Here is a 17,541-nt window from a genome sequence, read left to right on the forward strand (position 1 = left end):
TGAAAACGCCTCGCAAGGCTTACGCAGAATTCTGCTTTGATGAAACTTGTTTCATCCACGCGATAACGTCGTCGACGTGTTCTTACGTGCGTACACGGACGAACGCCCGCCCGGACGCGGATGCATGTTTTTGCGCACGCACAAGACCCTTGCGATTCGACCGCGCACAAGCGGGGCAAGGTATTTCGTTCATGCAACTCCCCTTGAGTGCATCCCTCGCTGCGCCTTAGCTTCGCCGTGCTTGTTGCGGTTTCGTTAAGTCGCACATGCGGTGTTTCGATGCGGAGGATGTCGACACCACCAAGGGGCCCGGACGGCCATTTCGATTGAGTCACGACTCCGCGACCGCCCTCTGCCGACGGCGGCGCGGCTTGAAGCATTTGGCCAGTGGCCGGGGAGATCTACATGCAGCTGCGTCATTCATCGGACCGCTCACGGCGGCGTTCGCTTTCGCTCGCCATCGCGGTCGGGCTCGGCATCGTCAGCGCCGCGTCGTTCGCACAGAGCACCGTCGGCGGTGTCTACGGCACGGCGGACGCCGGTGCCCAGGTCACCGCCGTCAACAACGGCAGCGGCCTCAGCCGCAGCGCCACCGTCGGTAGCGACGGCCGCTTCAACATTTCGTCGCTGCCGCCGGGCGATTACAAGATCACCTCGACCACCGGCGGTCAGAGCACGACGCGCACGATCACCATCGTCGCGGGCCAGGGCTTCAACCTCAACCTCGCCGCACCCGCGGCCGCCGCTGGCGCACAGGACCTGACCACTGTCTCGGTGACGGCCAACGCGCTGCCGCCGATCGACATCACGTCCAGTCAGACCAACACGGTGATGACGGCCGAACAGATCAAGCAGCTGCCGCTCGCACGTAACCAGACCGCCGTGGCGCTTCTCGCCCCGGGCGCGACCAAGGGCGACAGCGCCTTCGGCAACCTGGCCTCGTTCGGCGGCGCTTCGGTTGCCGAGAACAGCTATTACGTCAACGGTTTCAACGTCACCAACTTCTTCCAGAGCCTGACCTACGCGCAGGTGCCGTTCGAGGCCATCGACCAGGAAGAGATCCAGGACGGCGGTTACGGCGCCGAGTACGGCAACTCCACCGGCGGCGTGATCTCGGTCAACACCAAGCGCGGTACCAACGAGTGGAAGGGCGGTATCGACTTCACCTGGAACCCGTACCAGCTGCAGGCCAACCAGCCGAATATCTACCTGCAGAACGGCGCGCTCAATCAGAACAACCGCCACAACAGCAACTACGTGATCGGTAACAACGGCAGCGGCAACGCGACCGACTTCGGCCAGCGCTGGAACGCCTGGCTCGGCGGCCCGCTGATCAAGGACAAGCTGTTCATGTTCGCCCTCGTCGGCGGTACGCGCACGGCGGACGAGCATTATGGTGACGCCACCGGTGGCGGCAGCTTCAACAAGACCACGATCAAGGACCCGCGCTACCTGGTCAAGCTCGACTGGAACATCAACGAGAGCAACATCCTCGAATACACCGGCTTCAGCGACACGAGCACCACGCAGCAGAGCATCTACGGCTACAACTACGACGAAAACGGCCAGCCGCATCGTGGCGACTACCTCGGTCAGCAGTACGACAAGACCGGCGGCATGAACAACATCCTGAAGTACACCAGCTACATCACGGATGACTTCACGATCTCTGCGCAGTACGGCAAGAGCACCAACAAGCGCGTCGAGCGCGCCACCACCGCCGATGGCACGGTCGAAGAGTACGATGGCGACATCTATAACGCCGTCAACTCGCCGGGCTGCCCGACGATCGTCGACCAGCGCTCGCCGGTCGTGGCCGGCTCGGTGCCTGCCGCACCGCATTGCTCGTTCACCTCCGCAGGCGAACTCACCACGCCGAATGGCGAAGACAAGCGCAATGCCGGCCGCATCGACTTCGAATATCACATCGGCGATCACGAGCTGAAGGCCGGCTGGGCACGCGACCATTTCACCACCGACACGGGTACGGCGTACGAGGGCGGCTCGATCTACACGTACCAGCCGATCCCCGAAGACATCCTGGGTCATACCCCGGGCATCGACCCGGCGGATAACGTGGTCAAGCAGGCGGTGTTCGCCACGGGCGCGAAGGTCGGCATCACGCAGAAGTCCTACTACCTGCAGGACAACTGGCACATCACGGACAACTTCGTCGCACGTATCGGTGTGCGTAACGACGGCTTCAACAACACCAACAGCCTCGGCCAGACCTATGTCAGCCAGGTGCACAGCTGGCAGCCGCGACTCGGTTTCTCGTGGGACGTCCACGGCGACTCTACGCTGAAGGTCTACGGCAGCGCCGGCGACTACTCGCTGCCGCTGGACGGCAACGTGGCCCTGCGCGGCGCGGCCGCCTCGCTGTACCAGATCCGCTACTTCAGCTACACGGGTATCGATCCGGTCACCGGCGCGCCGACGGGCCTGGGTCCGGTCTCCGACGCCTACGCGGCCGCCAACCCGGCACGTGCCGTGACCCAGTACGCCAACGGCGAAGCCGGTGTCGTGCCGAACCCGGGCGCCGTCGCCACCAAGGACCTGAAGCCGTTCAAGCAGCGCGAGTTCATCCTCGGTGCCGAACAGCAGGTGGCCGACTGGACGTTCGGCGCCAAGGCGATCTACCGGAAGATCCTCACGGGCATCGACGACTCCTGCGACTTCCGTCCGATCGCCGCGGCCGCCAACGCGCAGTACGGACTGAACCTCGACACCACCAGCCTGTCGCCGGCGGCGGCGAACGTACCGGGTTGCTACATCTTCAACCCGGGCAGCTCGGTGACCCTGCGCACGCCGGTCGATGCGACCGGTACGCTGTACGACATCCACCTGCCGGGCTCGGCCGTGGGCGAGCCGAGCTACAAGCGCTCTTACATGGCGATGCAGCTGACCGCCGAGCGCAACTTCGACAACACCTGGTACATGAAGGCGTCGTACGTGTGGTCGCACACCCGTGGCAACTCGGAAGGTGGCGTCGACTCGTCCAACGGCCAGGCCGACACCGGCACGACCGAGCTGTTCGACTATCCGGAGATCATGGCCGGCTCGAACGGTTACCTCCCGAACGATCGCAAGCACACCTTCAAGATCTATGGCGCCTGGCAGATCAACAACCAGTGGCTCGTCGGCGCGAACGGCATCCTGCAGACCGGTCGTCCGGAAAACTGCTACGGCCTGAACCCGATCGACGGCACCATCGGTGGCTACGGTGGCGGCGCTTACCTCTACTGCAGCGGCATGGTCGTGAAGCGTGGCTCGGTGGGTCGCACGCCGACGTACTGGAACATCGACCTCAACGCGACCTATAAGCCGGAATGGGCGAAGGGCGTGACGATCTCGGCCAACGTGTTCAACATCTTCAACAAGCAGCACACCACCTCGATCAACGAAGTGGGTGAGGACAACAACGGCAATTCGCTGTCCGACACCACGTACAAGATCCCGACCAGCTTCCAGCAGCCGCGTTACGTGCAGCTGTCGGCCGAGTACGACTTCTCGCTTTAAGCTCCACCACAAGAAGACAGGGCGCGCGTTCCTCCGGACGCGCCGCCTTGCAAATCTCCCCGGAATCGCCGTCCGCTCCCACGGGCGGCTTTTTTTCGCCTCGCGGCAAGGGCCGTCGCCGAGCGCTGCACCTGTAGGAGCCCGCCCTGCGGGCGAAAGCCAACGAAGCGACGAAGAGGGTGCCTACGGGCTGGCTCGGCTTCGCCTTCGCGGTCGCTTCAAAGCCTGGCCTCGCGGCAAGGGCCGTCGGCGTCTACCATTCCTGTCGCTAAGTCCTCCTCCGGCCTTCGCCTCCGTGCGGAATCGCTCCAGGAACGGCAGACGCCGACGCCCCCCCGAACGCTGACGCACCCCGGCTCATTGTAGGAGCGAGCCTGCTCGCGAACCCTCAGCGATCGACATCTCGAACGATGCATTGCGTCCGTCCATGCCAGCGGTGCACCAACATCAAACCCTGTCCCACTCCATCTTCGCGTGCGCCCGCGCCACACACTGCACACCCATCGTAATCAGCGCACCGACACCTCCCAGCGCAAGCAACGTGCGCTGACGCTCGGGAATTTCGTCTTCCTGCAGCGACTCGACAAGCAGATCCGTAATGCCCCGCGCGTACTGCAACAACTCGTTAGCGTCGTTCAACAACGCATTGACGCCCGCTTCGGGGTCGATACAAAAACTCCCTTCGCCAACCGTTCCAAACTTTTCCATAGTCATCTCCATGCATGCCGCACGCGGCCCAGCTCTGGTAGGAGCCAGCCCTGCTGGCGATTCACCCCGCCCCGAGTTGTGGCACGCCAAAACGCAAAGGCGTGCCACCATCGCTCGCACGATGAGCCTCATCGGCCTGTCCGTGACCGGACGCCGGGCGGTGTGTTCAAGAAGTGGTTCGCAGCGCTGGTCGCTGTCTTGCGGCCACACGGCAACGCGCCGGATAGCTACGGCAAGAAAAAACTCAACGGACAACGGCAGGCGCCGCGGTTCTTCAACCGTGTCTGCGAGATCGGCAGACGGCCCGGTAACCGTTGAGGGGAGTGCCACCGGGAAGCGGCACGCGTGAGAATGCCTTAGTATTTGGCATAGCCATGGTCAACCTGTGTTGTTGATTAGGGTCAGCGGACCTTGTGGTGCGTCAACACCCCTGGTCCGCGCTTCTCACCGCTTTGAGCGATGGTTGCCTGCGACGCGTGGATCGCTACTCCGCAGGCAACGGATACAAGCTAGCAAAAACGATTGCCGGTTGTCTTGAGAATCTGGACCGATTTCGCAATCGTCAGCGTTCGCCAACGGGGTTTGCTATCATTGGGGCGCGTGCCCAGCGTGGACTGAGGACGAAGACGACGACACCCGCGAGCATCACCGCGATGCCGAGCCATACGCCGGATGCGAAGTGCTCGTCGAAGACCAGCCACGACGTGGCGATGCCGGAGACCGGGACCAGTAGCGACAGCGGAGCCACCGTCGCTGCTGGATAGGTCTTCATCAACGTGTTCCAGATGAAGTAGCCGAAGATCGTCGTGACGTATGCCTGAAACAGAATGGAGCCTACGGCGGGCAAGGCGATGCCGTGACTCAGCACGACGAACGGAGCCGAGCCACGCACGAGCCATGTCAGCAGGAGCAGTGCCGGGGCGGAGAACGCGCTCGACCAGACGATGAAGGCGAGCATATCGGCGGGTTTGTGTCGTTTCACGATCAAATTGCAGACGCTCCAGCTGACCGCGGCGAGCAATACCAGCAGCACGCCACGCGTCGTCACCGTTCCTTCCGTATAGCTAACTACGAGCAGCAAGCCACCGCCGGCCAGCACCATGCCCGCGACTTGCGGTGCGCGAATGCGTTCCCCAAGAACTACGGCGCTGAGCAACAGCGTGAAAAACGCACTGAACTGCAGCACGAGGGACGACAGCCCCGGTGACATGCCCTGCGACATCGCGAGGTTGACCACGAACCATAGCCCCACGCCGAACAAAACGCCGTAGATGGCGACGGCGCTCAAGGGAACATCGACCGGCCGACGAACGAAGAAAACCAGCGGCAACGCCGTCATCAGAAATCGCAGTGCGGTGAGGAGAAACGGGTCGAGGTCACGCAGGCCGGCTTCGATCACCGAAAAGTTACTACCCCAGATCACCGTCACCAGCGCGCCGAGCATCAGATCGCGCACTCGCATGGCCGTCATTCCTTCTGAGGTGGGGAAGCCGACCCTAAAGGAGGCGACCGATGACCGGAATACGATTATTCTGAAATTTCGTCCCGGGATCGTCTAGCGTGATCGCCTCGTCCTTTTCTGCCGACGACGTCAGTCCTGCTCGTCCTCGAAGCGCAGGTGCTTCACGCTGCGCCCGTGCCGCCGCACCAGCTTCAGTGCCTCGATGCCGACCTTGATGTGCCGCTCGACGAAGTTGGCCGTGACCGCCGCGTCGCTGAACTCCGTCTTGACGCCCTCGGGAATCATCGGCTGATCGGAGACCAGCAGCAATGCGCCGCAGGGGATGTGATTGGCGAAGCCGGCGGCGAAGATCGTGGCCGTCTCCATGTCGATGGCCATGCTGCGGGTGCGACGCAGGTAGTCCTTGAAGCCTTCGTCATGCTCCCAGACGCGTCGGTTGGTCGTGTAGACCGTACCGGTCCAGTAGTCGTGGCCGAGGTCGCGGATCATGGTGGACACGGCGCGCTGCAGCTGGAAGGCCGGCAGCGCCGGGACCTCGGGCAGCAGGTAATCGTTGGACGTGCCCTCGCCGCGGATGGCGGCGATCGGCAGGATCAGGTCACCGATGGCGTTTTTGCGCTTGAGGCCGCCGCACTTGCCGAGAAACAGCACGGCTTCCGGCTCGATCACGCTGAGCAGGTCCATGATGGTCGCGGCGTTGGGGCTGCCCATGCCGAAGTTGATCAGGGTGATGCCGTCGGCGGTGGCGTTGGGCATGGCACGGTCGCGGCCGCGTACCTCCACGCCGTGGTCGGCGGCGAAGCGCTCGACATAATGGCCGAAGTTGGTCAGCAGGATGTGCCGGCCAAAGCCCTCCAGGGGGGTGCCCGTGTAGCGGGGCAGCCAGTTGGAGACGATCTCGTTCTTGGTTTTCATGGGGGATCTTCACAATCCGGTGGCGCGGTTACCGGCGACGCCACGCCGGCGGAGATGCCAAATTCATTCGGCGAAGTGTAGCATCCGGTCCAGCGGAGCGAAGTGGAACGCAGCGGGCGTTTCGGGCGCCGCGAGGCCTCGAGCCGTGAATGGGAGTGGTGCCGATGCGAATCGGAGTGGCGATCGACGCGGCCTGTGACCTGCCGCATGACTTCCTGGAGCGCAACGGCATCGCGGTCATGCCGATCACCGTCAAGGTCGACGACCAGAAGTTCAAGGACGACCGCGACCCTGCCGAGATCCAGCGCTTCCGCGACCAGAAGCTGGGTAGCCGCAGTCATTCGGCGGAGACCGAGGCAAGCTCGGTTGAAGACGTGCAGGACCTCTTCCTCGACCGCATGGTCCGCGACTTCGACTGCGTCGTCTGCCTGACCATCATGGCCACGCGCAGCCCGATCCACGACAACGTGATCAAGGCCAGCTTCGCCATCCTGAAGAATTACCGGCCGGTCCGTGAAGCCATGGGCCACACGGGGCCTTTCCTGATGCGGGTGGTCGATACACGCAACATCTTCGCCGGCTCCGGCCCGGCCATCGCGGAGACCGTGCGGATGATCCAGGCGGGCAAGTCACCCGCCGAAGTGCGTGAACGCGCCGCTCATGTCGCCGATTGCTCGTACGGCTACATGCTTCCGCGCGATCTGAATTACCTGCGCTCGCGCGCCCGGAGCAAGGGCGATCGCAGCGTCAGCTTTCTCAGTTCGATGCTCGGCACCGCGCTCGATATCAAACCGATCCTCCGCGCGCACCGCGGCGAAACCGGACCGGTCGGCAAGGTCCGTGGTTTCGAGCACGGAGCGCAGGTGCTGTTCGAATACGCCGCCAAGCGGGTCCAGGCCGGGCTGCTCGTGCCCTCGCTGTCACTCAGCTACGGCGGTGACCTGGACGACATGCGCAACCTGCCGGGATATCACCCACTCACGCGCATCTGCGGCGACGCCGGTGTCGAAATCCTCGAGAGCCCCATGAGCATCACGGGCATGGTCAACGTCGGCGAAGGGGCGATGACGATCGGTCTGGCTGGCGAAGACCACATCGCCGAGTTCTGACCATGCGCCCTGCCCGCGTCGCACTCGCCATGCTCGCTCTGGTGACCGGCCCCGCGCTTCATGCGGAGACGGTATACAAGTGTGTCGCCGCCGGGCAGACGATCTACCAACAGACGCCGTGCGCCAAAGCGCAGCGTCAGGAGACGATCCAGCTGGTGGACTCGGCTCCCGCTGACGGCAAGGTCGCTCCCATGCCCGGCGCACCGCCGCCCCGCGACGACGTCGACAGCCCGGAACCGCCGGCACCGCCGGCTGCGTTGCCGCCGCGCATGTACGGCTGCATCCGCGCGACGGATGGCAAGCCATATACCAGCCACAACGGCCACCCGGAGCCTTATCTGGCACCGTCGGGTGTGGTGGGCGATTTCGGGGGGACATTGAGTGATACCTACGGAAACAGCCGCGCGGCGGTCGCGTCCGCACCGGAGCTCAACCGCGGCAAGGGCAGCGTCGGCGCGCTCGTCAACAACAACTACATCTGGGTGCAGGACCAGTGCCGTGCACTGAGCCCCGACGAGACCTGCCGCGTGTTGCGCGACGATGCCGATGCCAACCAGAAGGCGATCCGCAACGCGTTCAAGAGCGATAAGCCGCCGCTCGAAGCGAAGGACGCATCGCTTCGCCGGCAGCTTCAGGCCTGCGGCTGAGCCCGGCGAACGTCAGAAGCCGTAGCGCAGAAATCCTCCGTCCACCGCGATGATCTCGCCCGTGACATAACTGGACGCGGGCAGGCAGAGAAAGGCGACGGCGCCGGCTACTTCTTCGGGCTCACCGATACGTCCCATCGGCGTGCGGTCGAGCACTTCCTCGAGGTATTCCGGGTCGGCCAGCGCGGGCTCGCTGCGCTGTGTCCGGATGTACCACGGGGCCACCGCGTTGACGCGAATGCCGTCTTCAGCCCATTCCACCGCAAGGTTGCGCGTCATCTGGTGCAGCGCGGCCTTGGTCATGCCATACGGCGAGCCCGTGCGCACGTGCGTGATGCCCGAGACCGAGCCGACGTTGACGATCGCGGCATTCGCGTGCTGGATCAGATGCGGGTACGCCGCGCGGCTCATCTCGTAAGCCGAAAACACGTTGAGCTCGAAGAGCGCACGGTATTCGTCAGGCGAATAGTCGAGTGTCGGACGCGGCGTGTTGCCGCCGACGTTATTCACGAGAATCGACAGGTCAACGTCGAGGTCGACTACCCAGTCGAAGACGGCGAGTCGGTCTTCCTGGTCGGAAAGATCGGCGGCCATGCCCAGGATTTCCACCTCGGGACACTCCTCGGCCAGCTCGTCGCGGACTTCCTGCAAGACCAGTTCATCGCGCGCGACGAGCAGCACGTCGGCACCGAGGGCCGCGAGTTCGCGCGCACAGGCGTAGCCGATGCCTTTACTCGCGCCGGTGACGAGTGCGGTGCGGCCGTCGAGGCGCCAGCTGGGAAGTCGTGGATGCATGAGTGGTCTCCTTCGATGTCGGCATCCTACAAGGTATGCTCGGACGATGGACGTCCAGACTCCCCTGCTCGGCATCGACCGGGCCACCGTGATCCGCGAAGGTCGTGCGCTGCTCGACGCCGTGTCGCTGACGATCGCGCCGGGCCAGCACACCGCCATTCTCGGGCCCAACGGCTCGGGCAAGTCCACGCTGGTCAAGCTGATCGAGCGGCGCCTGTACCCGCTCGTGCATGACGACGCGTCGCCCGTGATCCGCGTCTTCGGCCGCGACCGCTGGAACGTCGCGGAACTTCGCTCGCTGCTCGGCGTGGTCTCGGCGGACCTTCGGCGCGAGTTCGAGACATCCGGCGAGACCGCACTGAACGCGGTGCTCTCCGGCTTCTTCGCGTCGATGACGCTCGGTCTCGACCATGACGTGACCGACGACATGCGTTCGCGCGCCGGACAGGCGTTGCAGCGTGTCGGCGCGGCGCACCTGGCATCGCGCGACGTATCGACGCTGTCGACGGGCGAAGCCCGGCGCGTCCTGATCGCACGCGCGCTCGTGCACCGGCCCCGCGCGCTCCTGCTCGACGAACCGTGTGCGGGACTGGATCCGGGTACGCGTCGGCGCTTCCTCGACCTGCTGCGCGAACTCGCTCAGGATGGAACGACGCTGCTGCTGGTTACCCACCATGTCGAGGAAATCGTCCCTGAGATCGGCCATATCGTCATGCTGCGTGACGGCACCTTGTTCGGGGAGGGCCCGAAGGACGAGCTGCTGGCAGCCGACCGGCTGTCCGAGCTGTTCGGCTGGCGTATGGACGTCGACCGGGTGAACGATTTCTACGGCGCGCGATTGCGCTGAAGCGCACGGAGCGCGAGACTCGGCCCGACCCTGAGGACATGCCCGTCATGACACATCGCGCCCTGCCCGTTCTGCTCGTTCTTGCCTGCGCGGCCTGCTCGAAACCCCCGCAGCCGACACCGACCCCGCCCGCACCCCAGGCGCGCGTCGAAACCCCGTGGGATTCGCTCGAGGCGCAGAAAAAGAAGGCGCAGGACGTGCAGAAGACGGTCGACGATCAGGCCAAGGCGCAGGATGCGGCGCTGAAGGCGCAGGAACAATAAAACATCGCGCGCAAGGCGCGCTCCTACGGGTAGGAGCGCGCCTTGCGCGCGATGCCCTTATCGCCGTGCCATCACCGTGGCGAACAGAAGCAGTAGGCGTAAACGTTAGGCTTGCCCGCCTCCGCCGTGCGGAACAACGCGAACTCCGGCGCCAGCTTCGGCAGCATGGCCACCCAGGACGGCAGGCGCATGCCCCACGACAGGGCGACACGCGTTTCGGCGCTGTCGCCGACATTGGTGAGGAAACGCTCGACCGCGCCCATGGGCTTCTCGGCGTAACGCACGTTGAAGTCCTTGCCCAGATGAGCTTCCTGCGCGGCATCGTTGATGGCGTCCTCCAGGCTGCCGAGCTTGTCGACGAGACCGCGATCCAGTGCCTGCTGGCCCGTCCAGACACGTCCCTGCGCAATCGCGTCGATCGCGGCGAAATCCTTGCCGCGCGCCTTCGCCACGTTGCCGACGAAGTCGCGGTAACCCTTGTCGATGATGCTCTGGATCAGCACGCCGACCTTGGGATCGAGCGGACGCGTCACGTCGAACGCGCCCGCCAGCGGACCCGTGGCGACGCCGTCGCTCTTCACGCCGATCTTCGCCAGCGTGTCGGGCACGGTGAAGAACATGCCGAAGATGCCGATCGAACCGGTAATGGTGTTGGGCTCGGCATAGATCCGGTTCGCGTTCATCGAGATCCAGTAACCGCCACTCGCGGCGACGTCGCCCATCGAGACGACCACCGGAATACCGGCGTCGCGCGTGAGTTCGACTTCGCGGCGGATCTGCTCCGCCGCATACACCTCACCGCCCGGCGAATTCACGCGCAGGACCAGCGCCTTGGTGCGACGGTCGTTGCGCACGCTGCGAATGAGCGCCGCGGTGGAATCGCCGCCAATGGTGCCCTGCGCCTGCTTGCCGCCACTGATCTCGCCCTCGGCGACGACCACGGTCACGCCATCGCCGGTCTGCAGCACATCGATATTGGACAGGCCGCGATCGGCGAGATAGCCGCCCAGGTCGACCTGGCGGAAGCCCTGCTCTTTCTTGCCGGCGGGTACGCCCTGCTTGCGCAGCATGTCGACGAACTGCTGCTCCGTAGCGATGCCGTCGACGAGTTTTTCCTCGACGGCGAGATCGGCAAGACTGCCCCTGGCGTCGCGGACGCGCTCAGCCAGCCCGTCCACGTCATCGCGCAGCGTGGCGGGGTCGAGGTGGCGACGCGCGGCGACTTCGTCGATCCAGGTGGACCAGAGGCCGCCCAGCCAGAACGCATCCGCTTCTTTCGATTCGGGCGAAGCGTGATCGAGGATGAACGGCTCCGCCGCGCTCTTGAACTGGCCGACGCGGAACAGGTGCACCTGCACGCCGAGGCGGTCGAGCAGGTCCTTGTAGAACAACCGGTAGTTCGCCAGGCCCGTGGCCATCACGCCGCCCTGCGGGTCGATGTAGACCTTGTCGGCGTGCGACGCCAGGTAGTACTGGCCCTGATCGAGATTGGCGGCCCAGACCAGCACCGGCTTGCCTGACGCACGGAAACGGTCGAGCGCGGCGCCGACTTCGCGCAGCGCGGCGAAACCGCCGGCCTGGATGCGATCCGGACGCAGGACGATACGGCTGACGTGATCGTCCGTGGCGGCCGCGTCGATGGCGCGGACCATGTCGCGCACCTGCACCTGCTTCACGCCGTCGCCGGACATGCGGCTGAGCGCGCGTGACAGCGGATCGGCGCTGTACTGCTCGACCAGCGCGCCCTCGGGCGCGATCACCAGCACCGTCTTGTCGTCCACCCTGGCGTTCCGGCCGCCGAGGAAGAGCGCCAGCAGGAATACCGCCAGCAGACCGAAAAAGAGCACGTTGATGATGATCAGGCGGGTGACGTTGATGCCGCGACCGAGGCCGCGCATGAAACGACCGAAGCCGCCACCGCGACGCGGCGACGGCGCAGGGCGGGAGCGATCCGGCAGGGGCGGCGGCACGGCGTCGTAGCGATCCGACATCTAAGCGATTTCCTTGATGATTGAGTGCAGCGTAGCGCGTCGCAGGGCCTGCATCACGTGTGGATTGGCACAGGCGCGGCGTTGTCGGGATCGTCGCGCCAGCGGCCGCTCGCGCTGCTGCGCCAGAACCGCGCGAAGAGCAGGATCGCGGCCATGCTCAGGCCCGCGATCAGTCCCATCCACATACCGCGCGCGCCCAGCCCCTGCGGAAAGGCGAGCCACCAGCCGATCGGCATGCCGACGCCCCAGTAGGCGAACAGCGTGATGCCCATCGGCACCCGGGTGTCCTTCAGTCCACGCAAGGCGCCGTTGGAGGCCACCTGGATACCGTCGGAGAACTGGAAGAACCCGGCGAGGATCAACAGCTGGGACGCCATGGCGATGACCGCGGCGTCGCTCGTGTACAGGCGGGCGATCGGGCCGGGCAGCGACAGCATGATGCCGGAGGAGATGAACTGCGTGACGAGCACCAGCGTGATGCCGGACATGCCGGCATAGCGCACGCCCGCGGCGTCACGGCGGCCGGCCGCGTTGCCGACGCGCACCGTGATCGCCATGGACAGGCCGAGCGGAATCATGAAGGCCACCGAGGCCACGTTGAGCGCGACATGGTGGCCGGCGGTGACCGTCTCGCCGAGCCGTCCGATCAGCAGGGCCACCGCGACGAACAGGCCCGCCTCCATCAGCAAGGTCACCGCCATGGGCACGCCGATGTGCAGCAGCTGGCCGATCTGTTTCGCGCTGGGCGGCGCCATCCGCTGACGCAGGTTGAGGTCGCGGTAATTGCGGTGACGCCAGACGTAGATGCCGAAACCAAGCATCTCCAGCCAGAGCACGATCGCCGTGGCGATACCGCTGCCACGCGCACCCATCGGCGGAAAACCCAGCTTGCCGTACATCAGTACGTACCCCAGCGGCGCCAGCACGAGCAGTCCGCCGAAGCTGAAGTACATCGAGGGTCGGGGCATCGACAGGCCCTCGGAGAGTCCGCGCAACGCGAAGTACGTGGTGAGGGCCGGGGCGGCCCAGCAGATGGCGTGCAGGAAAGCCCGCACGTCGGCCCGCATGGATTCGACCACGCCGAACAGGTCCATCAAAGGCGAGGCGTTCCAGACCACGATGCCCAGCAGCAACCCAAGACCCCACGCGATATACAACGCCTGGTGGAACACCGCGCCGACCTCACCCCGGCGACCGGCGCCGTCCAGCTGGGCCACGGTGGGCGGCACGGCCATCATGGTGCCGATGCCGGTGACGATGGCCAGGACCCAGATGTTGGCACCCGTGACCACCGAGGCCTGCGTATGCGCGCCCTGGTGCCCGGCAAGCACGGCATCGACCACATTGGTGCCGATGGCGGAAAGCTGCGCGGCGATCATCGGCAGCGCCAACCGGACGGTGGCGCCGATCTCGCGGCGGGCGCGGGCGCGGTCGAAGGACATGGGAGGGCAATGGCGTGTGGGCCGCCCATTGTACCGGGCCGCGTGCGATGATCCGACCCCGTCAGGGGACAATGGGGAACCCACGGAATGAAAGAGCTCGAGCCGTCGCCCGCGCTGCTGTGCGCGAACTGCTCCGCGCCGCTGCGGGGCGCGTTCTGTCACGACTGTGGCCAGTCGATCAAAAGCGTGCTCCAGCCGGTCTCGCACATGCTGGAGGATGCCGGGGACATCTTCTTCCACCTCGACGAGCGCATCGTCCATACGCTGCCACCGCTGTTTACGAAGCCCGGCTTCCTGACCCTGGAGTATTTCTCCGGGCGGCGGGTGCGCTATATCGCGCCGTTCCGGCTGATGTTCGTGTTCTGCCTGCTGGCTTTTTTCCTGCTCCACCTGGCCATCGGCGACACGAAGTTCGGCAGTAACGACGGCAAGCCCGTCGCGGCGGATTCGATGGACGCCTTCGCCGCGGCGAAAACGCCGGACGAGGTGCACGCGATCTACAAGGATCAGGTCCGCGAACTCCATGAGTCGCTGGATGACCCGGAGACCCCGGCCGCGGCCAGGGCGGGCATGAGCGCCCTTTACGGCGTCGTTCGCAACGCCGCCAACACGCGCCTGACCGAACTGAAAGCACCTCCGATCGAACGGCAGGCCGACGAGCCGGCGTCCGATGTGCGACGGAGTGGCGAGGAGCGGGTCGACAGCTGGTTCGGCAACCACGCGAAGATCGACGTCGCCTGGCTGCCCGGTGCCGTCAACCGGCGCCTCGACGCCGCCTTCAGCCACTTCAAAGCCAACCTGATCCCTGTTCTCAACGGCGGTGCGCAGCGTCAGGAGGCCATGCATCGCATCCTCGAGGGATTCTTTTCGGTCCTGCCTCAGGCCATGTTCGTCATGGTCCCGCTGTTCGCCCTGATCCTGAAGGTGTTCTACGCGTTTCGCCGCCGGCTATACATGGAACACGTGATCGTGGCCCTGCACAGCCACGCTTTCCTGTTCCTCTCCCTCATTGCGCTGACGCTGCTGGGCCTCGCGAAGGAGCCGGTCCGGTCTCATCTGGCCGTCGGCGGCAGCGCGATCGGTCTGGTCCAGTTCGCCATCTGGGTGTGGATGCCGCTTTACCTGCTGATCATGCAAAAGCGCGTCTACCGCCAGGGATGGCCGATGACGATCGTAAAGTACTGGCTGATAGGCAGCGTCTATTTCTGGCTACTGCTCTTCGTCATCGCCGTCGCCTTCGTTATCGGCATGACGCATTAGGACTATTTCCTAAGTAGAGAAGGGTTGTGCACAGGCGGAGTGGCGCCTTCGCATTTGTCAAGGTTTTGCGGACGCCCGCTGAACGACCGTGACAAGCAATTTGCAACCAATTGATTAATAAGTATATTTCAGCTTGGTTAAAATGTACGCAAGCTAACCCGGAGGGCCCAACCATGCGCCTTGGACCCCCTCCATCCGAAGCTCATCCACAGAGTTATCCACAGAGCCTGTGGATAACCTCGAAACCCTCCCGACGGCGGGCACTTACTCGCGATTCCTCTTGCCGGAGGTCTCAATAGGTCCCAAACCCATGGCGCCGTGGTCAATCATTGACCAGCAAAATCGGTACACCCCGGTAAACTAGGGCCGGCATGACACTCGTTCTCCGCGTCGCCTTACCCGTCCCTTTGCTCACCCTGTTCGACTACCTGCCGCCGGCGGTGGGCGAAGCGCGGGCGGGATCGCGCGTGCGGCTGCCTTTCGGTAAGGGCGAGATGGTGGGCATCGTGGTGGACCCGGCCGCCGAAGCCGCCGTGGGTGTGAAACGGCTCAAGCGGGTCAGCGAGGTACTGGACGATGCGCCTCTGCTCGATGCCGAGCTCATGGCCACCCTGGCCTGGGCGGCGGATTACTGGGCCGCCGCGCCGGGAGAGGCCTTTTCCAATGCCCTGCCCCTCGCCCTGCGCGAGCCGCGCGCCCTTCCCGCGACCGGGCGTGAAGTCTGGTCGCTGACCCCGGACGGGCAGGCGGCGCGCGAGGCGAAGCGGCGCAAGGGTGGCTCCGCCGCTTTGCTGGACGCCCTCGCCGGGGGCCCGCGTGCCGCCGACGAGCTGGGACTGGCGCTGCCCGACTGGCGGGCCGCCGCGCGTCGGCTCGCCGAGGCCAATCTGGTCGAACGGCAGGAGATCGAGGAAGCCGTCGCTCCGAACAGCCCCGCCCCCGGCCCGGCCCTCAGCGAGGAACAAACCGCCGCCGTCGCCGCCATTGGCGAGGGCTTTGGCGGCTTCCAGCCTTACCTCCTCGACGGCGTGACCGGCAGCGGCAAGACCGAGGTGTACCTCGCGCTGATCGAACGCGCGCTGGCGGAGGGCAGGCAGATCCTGCTGCTCGTTCCCGAAATCGGCCTGGCGCCGCAGACGGTGCGCCGACTGCGCGAGCGACTGGGCGTCGCTATCGAAGTACTGCATTCGAACCTGGCCGAGGGCGAGCGCGCGCGCGCCTGGCTGCGCGCCCGCAACGGCAGCGCACGTGTGGTGCTGGGCACCCGCTCGGCGGTGTTCACACCGTTGCCGTCGGCCGGACTGATCATCGTCGACGAAGAGCACGACGCCTCCTATAAGCAGCAGGAAGGTTTCCGTTACCACGCCCGCGACCTGGCCCTGGTGCGCGCCCGCGCCCACGGGGTGCCAGTGGTGCTCGGCTCGGCGACGCCCTCCCTGGAAACGCTCGGCAACGTCGCGGCAGGTCGCTACAGGCGCCTGGTGCTGCGCGGCCGCCCTGGCGCCACGCAATCGACCCGGGTGCAGATCGTCGACATGCGCGCCCAGCGGCTCGACCACGGCATGTCGCCCACGTTGATCAACGCCGTCGCCGCCTGTGTCGGTCGTGGCGAGCAGGCGCTCGTGTTCCGCAATCGCCGCGGCTACGCGCCGGTGCTGCTCTGCTACGACTGTGGCTGGCACGCGGACTGTCCGCGCTGCGACCGACCGATGACGCTGCACGCGGGCCGTCGGCGCCTGATCTGCCACCACTGCGACAACACCGTGCCGGTGCCGGCGGTGTGTCCGTCCTGCGGATCGGCCAACATCAGCCCGCAGGGCCAGGGCACCGAGCGACTGGAAGAAGCCCTCACCGAACGGTTTCCCGAGGTGCCCGTGGTTCGCATCGATCGCGAGACCACACGGCGCAAGGACGCCTTCGGCGACATCCTCGACGGCCTGCGCGAGGACAAGCCCGCGATCCTCGTCGGCACGCAGATGCTGGCCAAGGGCCACGACCTGCCCAACCTGACGCTCGTCGCCATCGTCGGTGTGGATGAGGGCCTGCACAGCGTGGATTTCCGTGCGAGCGAGCGGCTGGCACAGCTGGTGGTCCAAGTCGCCGGCCGGGCCGGCCGGGCAAGCAAGCCGGGCAGCGTCCTGCTGCAGACCCACCATCCCGATCATCCGATGCTCCATGCGCTTCTTCGCGGCGGCTACGGCGCGGTGGCGACGGAGTTGCTGGAGGAGCGCCGGCTGCTCGAGCTGCCACCGTTCGCCCATCAGGTGCTGCTGCGCGCCGACGCGCACGGCCGCGCGGAGGTCGACGAGTTCCTCGGCCAGGCCAACGCCGTGCTGGGCGATCCGGGCGACCTGCGTGTGGCGGGGCCCATGCCGGCCCCCATGCCGCTCAGAGCCGGTCGTCATCGCGGCCAGCTGCTGGTCGAGGCGGGCACGCGCGCGCGCCTTCACGCGTTTCTGCGGCCGTGGCAGCAGGCGCTTACCGCGCTGCCCGCGGCACGCAAGGTGCGCTGGTCGCTGGACGTCGATCCGATCGATCTGTACTGAGATTACTGAATCGATACCTTCGGATGCCTGTCACTTC

Annotated in this window: 14 protein-coding genes; 8 read left to right on the forward strand and 6 right to left on the reverse strand. The window is 65.5% G+C overall.

The features are described 5' to 3' along the window. Positions 1-405: 405 nt before the first annotated feature. On the forward strand, positions 406-3,519 hold the full coding sequence (locus J2X57_RS06375) for a TonB-dependent receptor (RefSeq protein WP_308847616.1): 3,114 nt from the start codon (positions 406-408) through the stop codon (positions 3,517-3,519). A gap of 447 nt (positions 3,520-3,966) precedes the next feature. Here the strand turns inward: J2X57_RS06375 and J2X57_RS06380 are convergent, their stop codons facing one another. Then, positions 3,967-4,227, reverse strand: coding sequence for a hypothetical protein (locus J2X57_RS06380; protein WP_309865006.1), 261 nt, complete (start codon positions 4,225-4,227; stop codon positions 3,967-3,969). A 162-nt stretch (positions 4,228-4,389) separates the two neighbouring features. Here J2X57_RS06380 and J2X57_RS06385 point away from each other — a divergent pair, with 162 nt between their 5' ends. Then, complete coding sequence (locus tag J2X57_RS06385; protein WP_309865008.1) at positions 4,390-4,545, forward strand: hypothetical protein; 156 nt, start codon at positions 4,390-4,392, stop codon at positions 4,543-4,545. A gap of 244 nt (positions 4,546-4,789) precedes the next feature. Here the strand turns inward: J2X57_RS06385 and J2X57_RS06390 are convergent, their stop codons facing one another. Together J2X57_RS06390 and J2X57_RS06395 are read right to left on the reverse strand one after the other, a co-directional pair. Beyond that, positions 4,790-5,689 carry an EamA family transporter gene (locus J2X57_RS06390; RefSeq protein WP_309865010.1) on the reverse strand — a complete coding sequence of 300 codons (900 nt, stop codon included), beginning with the start codon at positions 5,687-5,689 and terminating at the stop codon, positions 4,790-4,792. A gap of 129 nt (positions 5,690-5,818) precedes the next feature. Then, complete coding sequence (locus J2X57_RS06395) at positions 5,819-6,604, reverse strand: AMP nucleosidase (RefSeq protein ID WP_036109821.1); 786 nt, start codon at positions 6,602-6,604, stop codon at positions 5,819-5,821. 164 nt (positions 6,605-6,768) lie between these two features. Between J2X57_RS06395 and J2X57_RS06400 the strand changes: the two genes are divergently transcribed. Continuing rightward, positions 6,769-7,713 (forward strand): DegV family protein, encoded by a 945-nt coding sequence (locus tag J2X57_RS06400; RefSeq protein ID WP_176809146.1) that lies wholly within the window; start codon positions 6,769-6,771, stop codon positions 7,711-7,713. A 2-nt stretch (positions 7,714-7,715) separates the two neighbouring features. After that, entirely contained in the window at positions 7,716-8,360 is a 645-nt protein-coding gene (locus J2X57_RS06405; RefSeq protein ID WP_079523090.1) for a DUF4124 domain-containing protein, read from the forward strand. Between the two features lie 12 nt (positions 8,361-8,372). Here J2X57_RS06405 and J2X57_RS06410 read toward each other — a convergent pair whose 3' ends face one another. Then, complete coding sequence (locus tag J2X57_RS06410; protein ID WP_043696263.1) at positions 8,373-9,155, reverse strand: SDR family oxidoreductase; 783 nt, start codon at positions 9,153-9,155, stop codon at positions 8,373-8,375. 46 nt (positions 9,156-9,201) lie between these two features. On the opposite strand from J2X57_RS06410, the gene J2X57_RS06415 reads away from it, so the two are divergent. Beyond that, entirely contained in the window at positions 9,202-10,002 is an 801-nt protein-coding gene (locus J2X57_RS06415; RefSeq protein ID WP_036109812.1) for an ATP-binding cassette domain-containing protein, read from the forward strand. A 47-nt stretch (positions 10,003-10,049) separates the two neighbouring features. Beyond that, the gene (locus J2X57_RS06420; protein WP_308846459.1) at positions 10,050-10,265 is read left to right on the forward strand and encodes a hypothetical protein; all 216 of its coding nucleotides are present in this window, start codon (positions 10,050-10,052) and stop codon (positions 10,263-10,265) included. 71 nt (positions 10,266-10,336) lie between these two features. On the opposite strand, the gene sppA is transcribed toward J2X57_RS06420, so the two are convergent. Next, positions 10,337-12,163, reverse strand: coding sequence for a signal peptide peptidase SppA (sppA, locus tag J2X57_RS06425; RefSeq protein ID WP_239739928.1), 1,827 nt, complete (start codon positions 12,161-12,163; stop codon positions 10,337-10,339). A gap of 146 nt (positions 12,164-12,309) precedes the next feature. Beyond that, positions 12,310-13,698 carry an MATE family efflux transporter gene (locus J2X57_RS06430; protein ID WP_309865023.1) on the reverse strand — a complete coding sequence of 463 codons (1,389 nt, stop codon included), beginning with the start codon at positions 13,696-13,698 and terminating at the stop codon, positions 12,310-12,312. Between the two features lie 87 nt (positions 13,699-13,785). Here J2X57_RS06430 and J2X57_RS06435 point away from each other — a divergent pair, with 87 nt between their 5' ends. After that, a complete protein-coding gene (locus J2X57_RS06435) occupies positions 13,786-14,958 on the forward strand; it encodes a DUF3667 domain-containing protein (protein WP_309865025.1) in 1,173 nt (390 codons plus the stop codon). A 371-nt stretch (positions 14,959-15,329) separates the two neighbouring features. Next, a complete protein-coding gene (locus tag J2X57_RS06440; RefSeq protein ID WP_309865027.1) occupies positions 15,330-17,504 on the forward strand; it encodes a primosomal protein N' in 2,175 nt (724 codons plus the stop codon). Positions 17,505-17,541: the final 37 nt, after the last annotated feature.

The sequence above is a fragment of the Luteibacter sp. 1214 genome, from assembly GCF_031455395.1.
Lineage (GTDB): Bacteria > Pseudomonadota > Gammaproteobacteria > Xanthomonadales > Rhodanobacteraceae > Luteibacter > Luteibacter mycovicinus.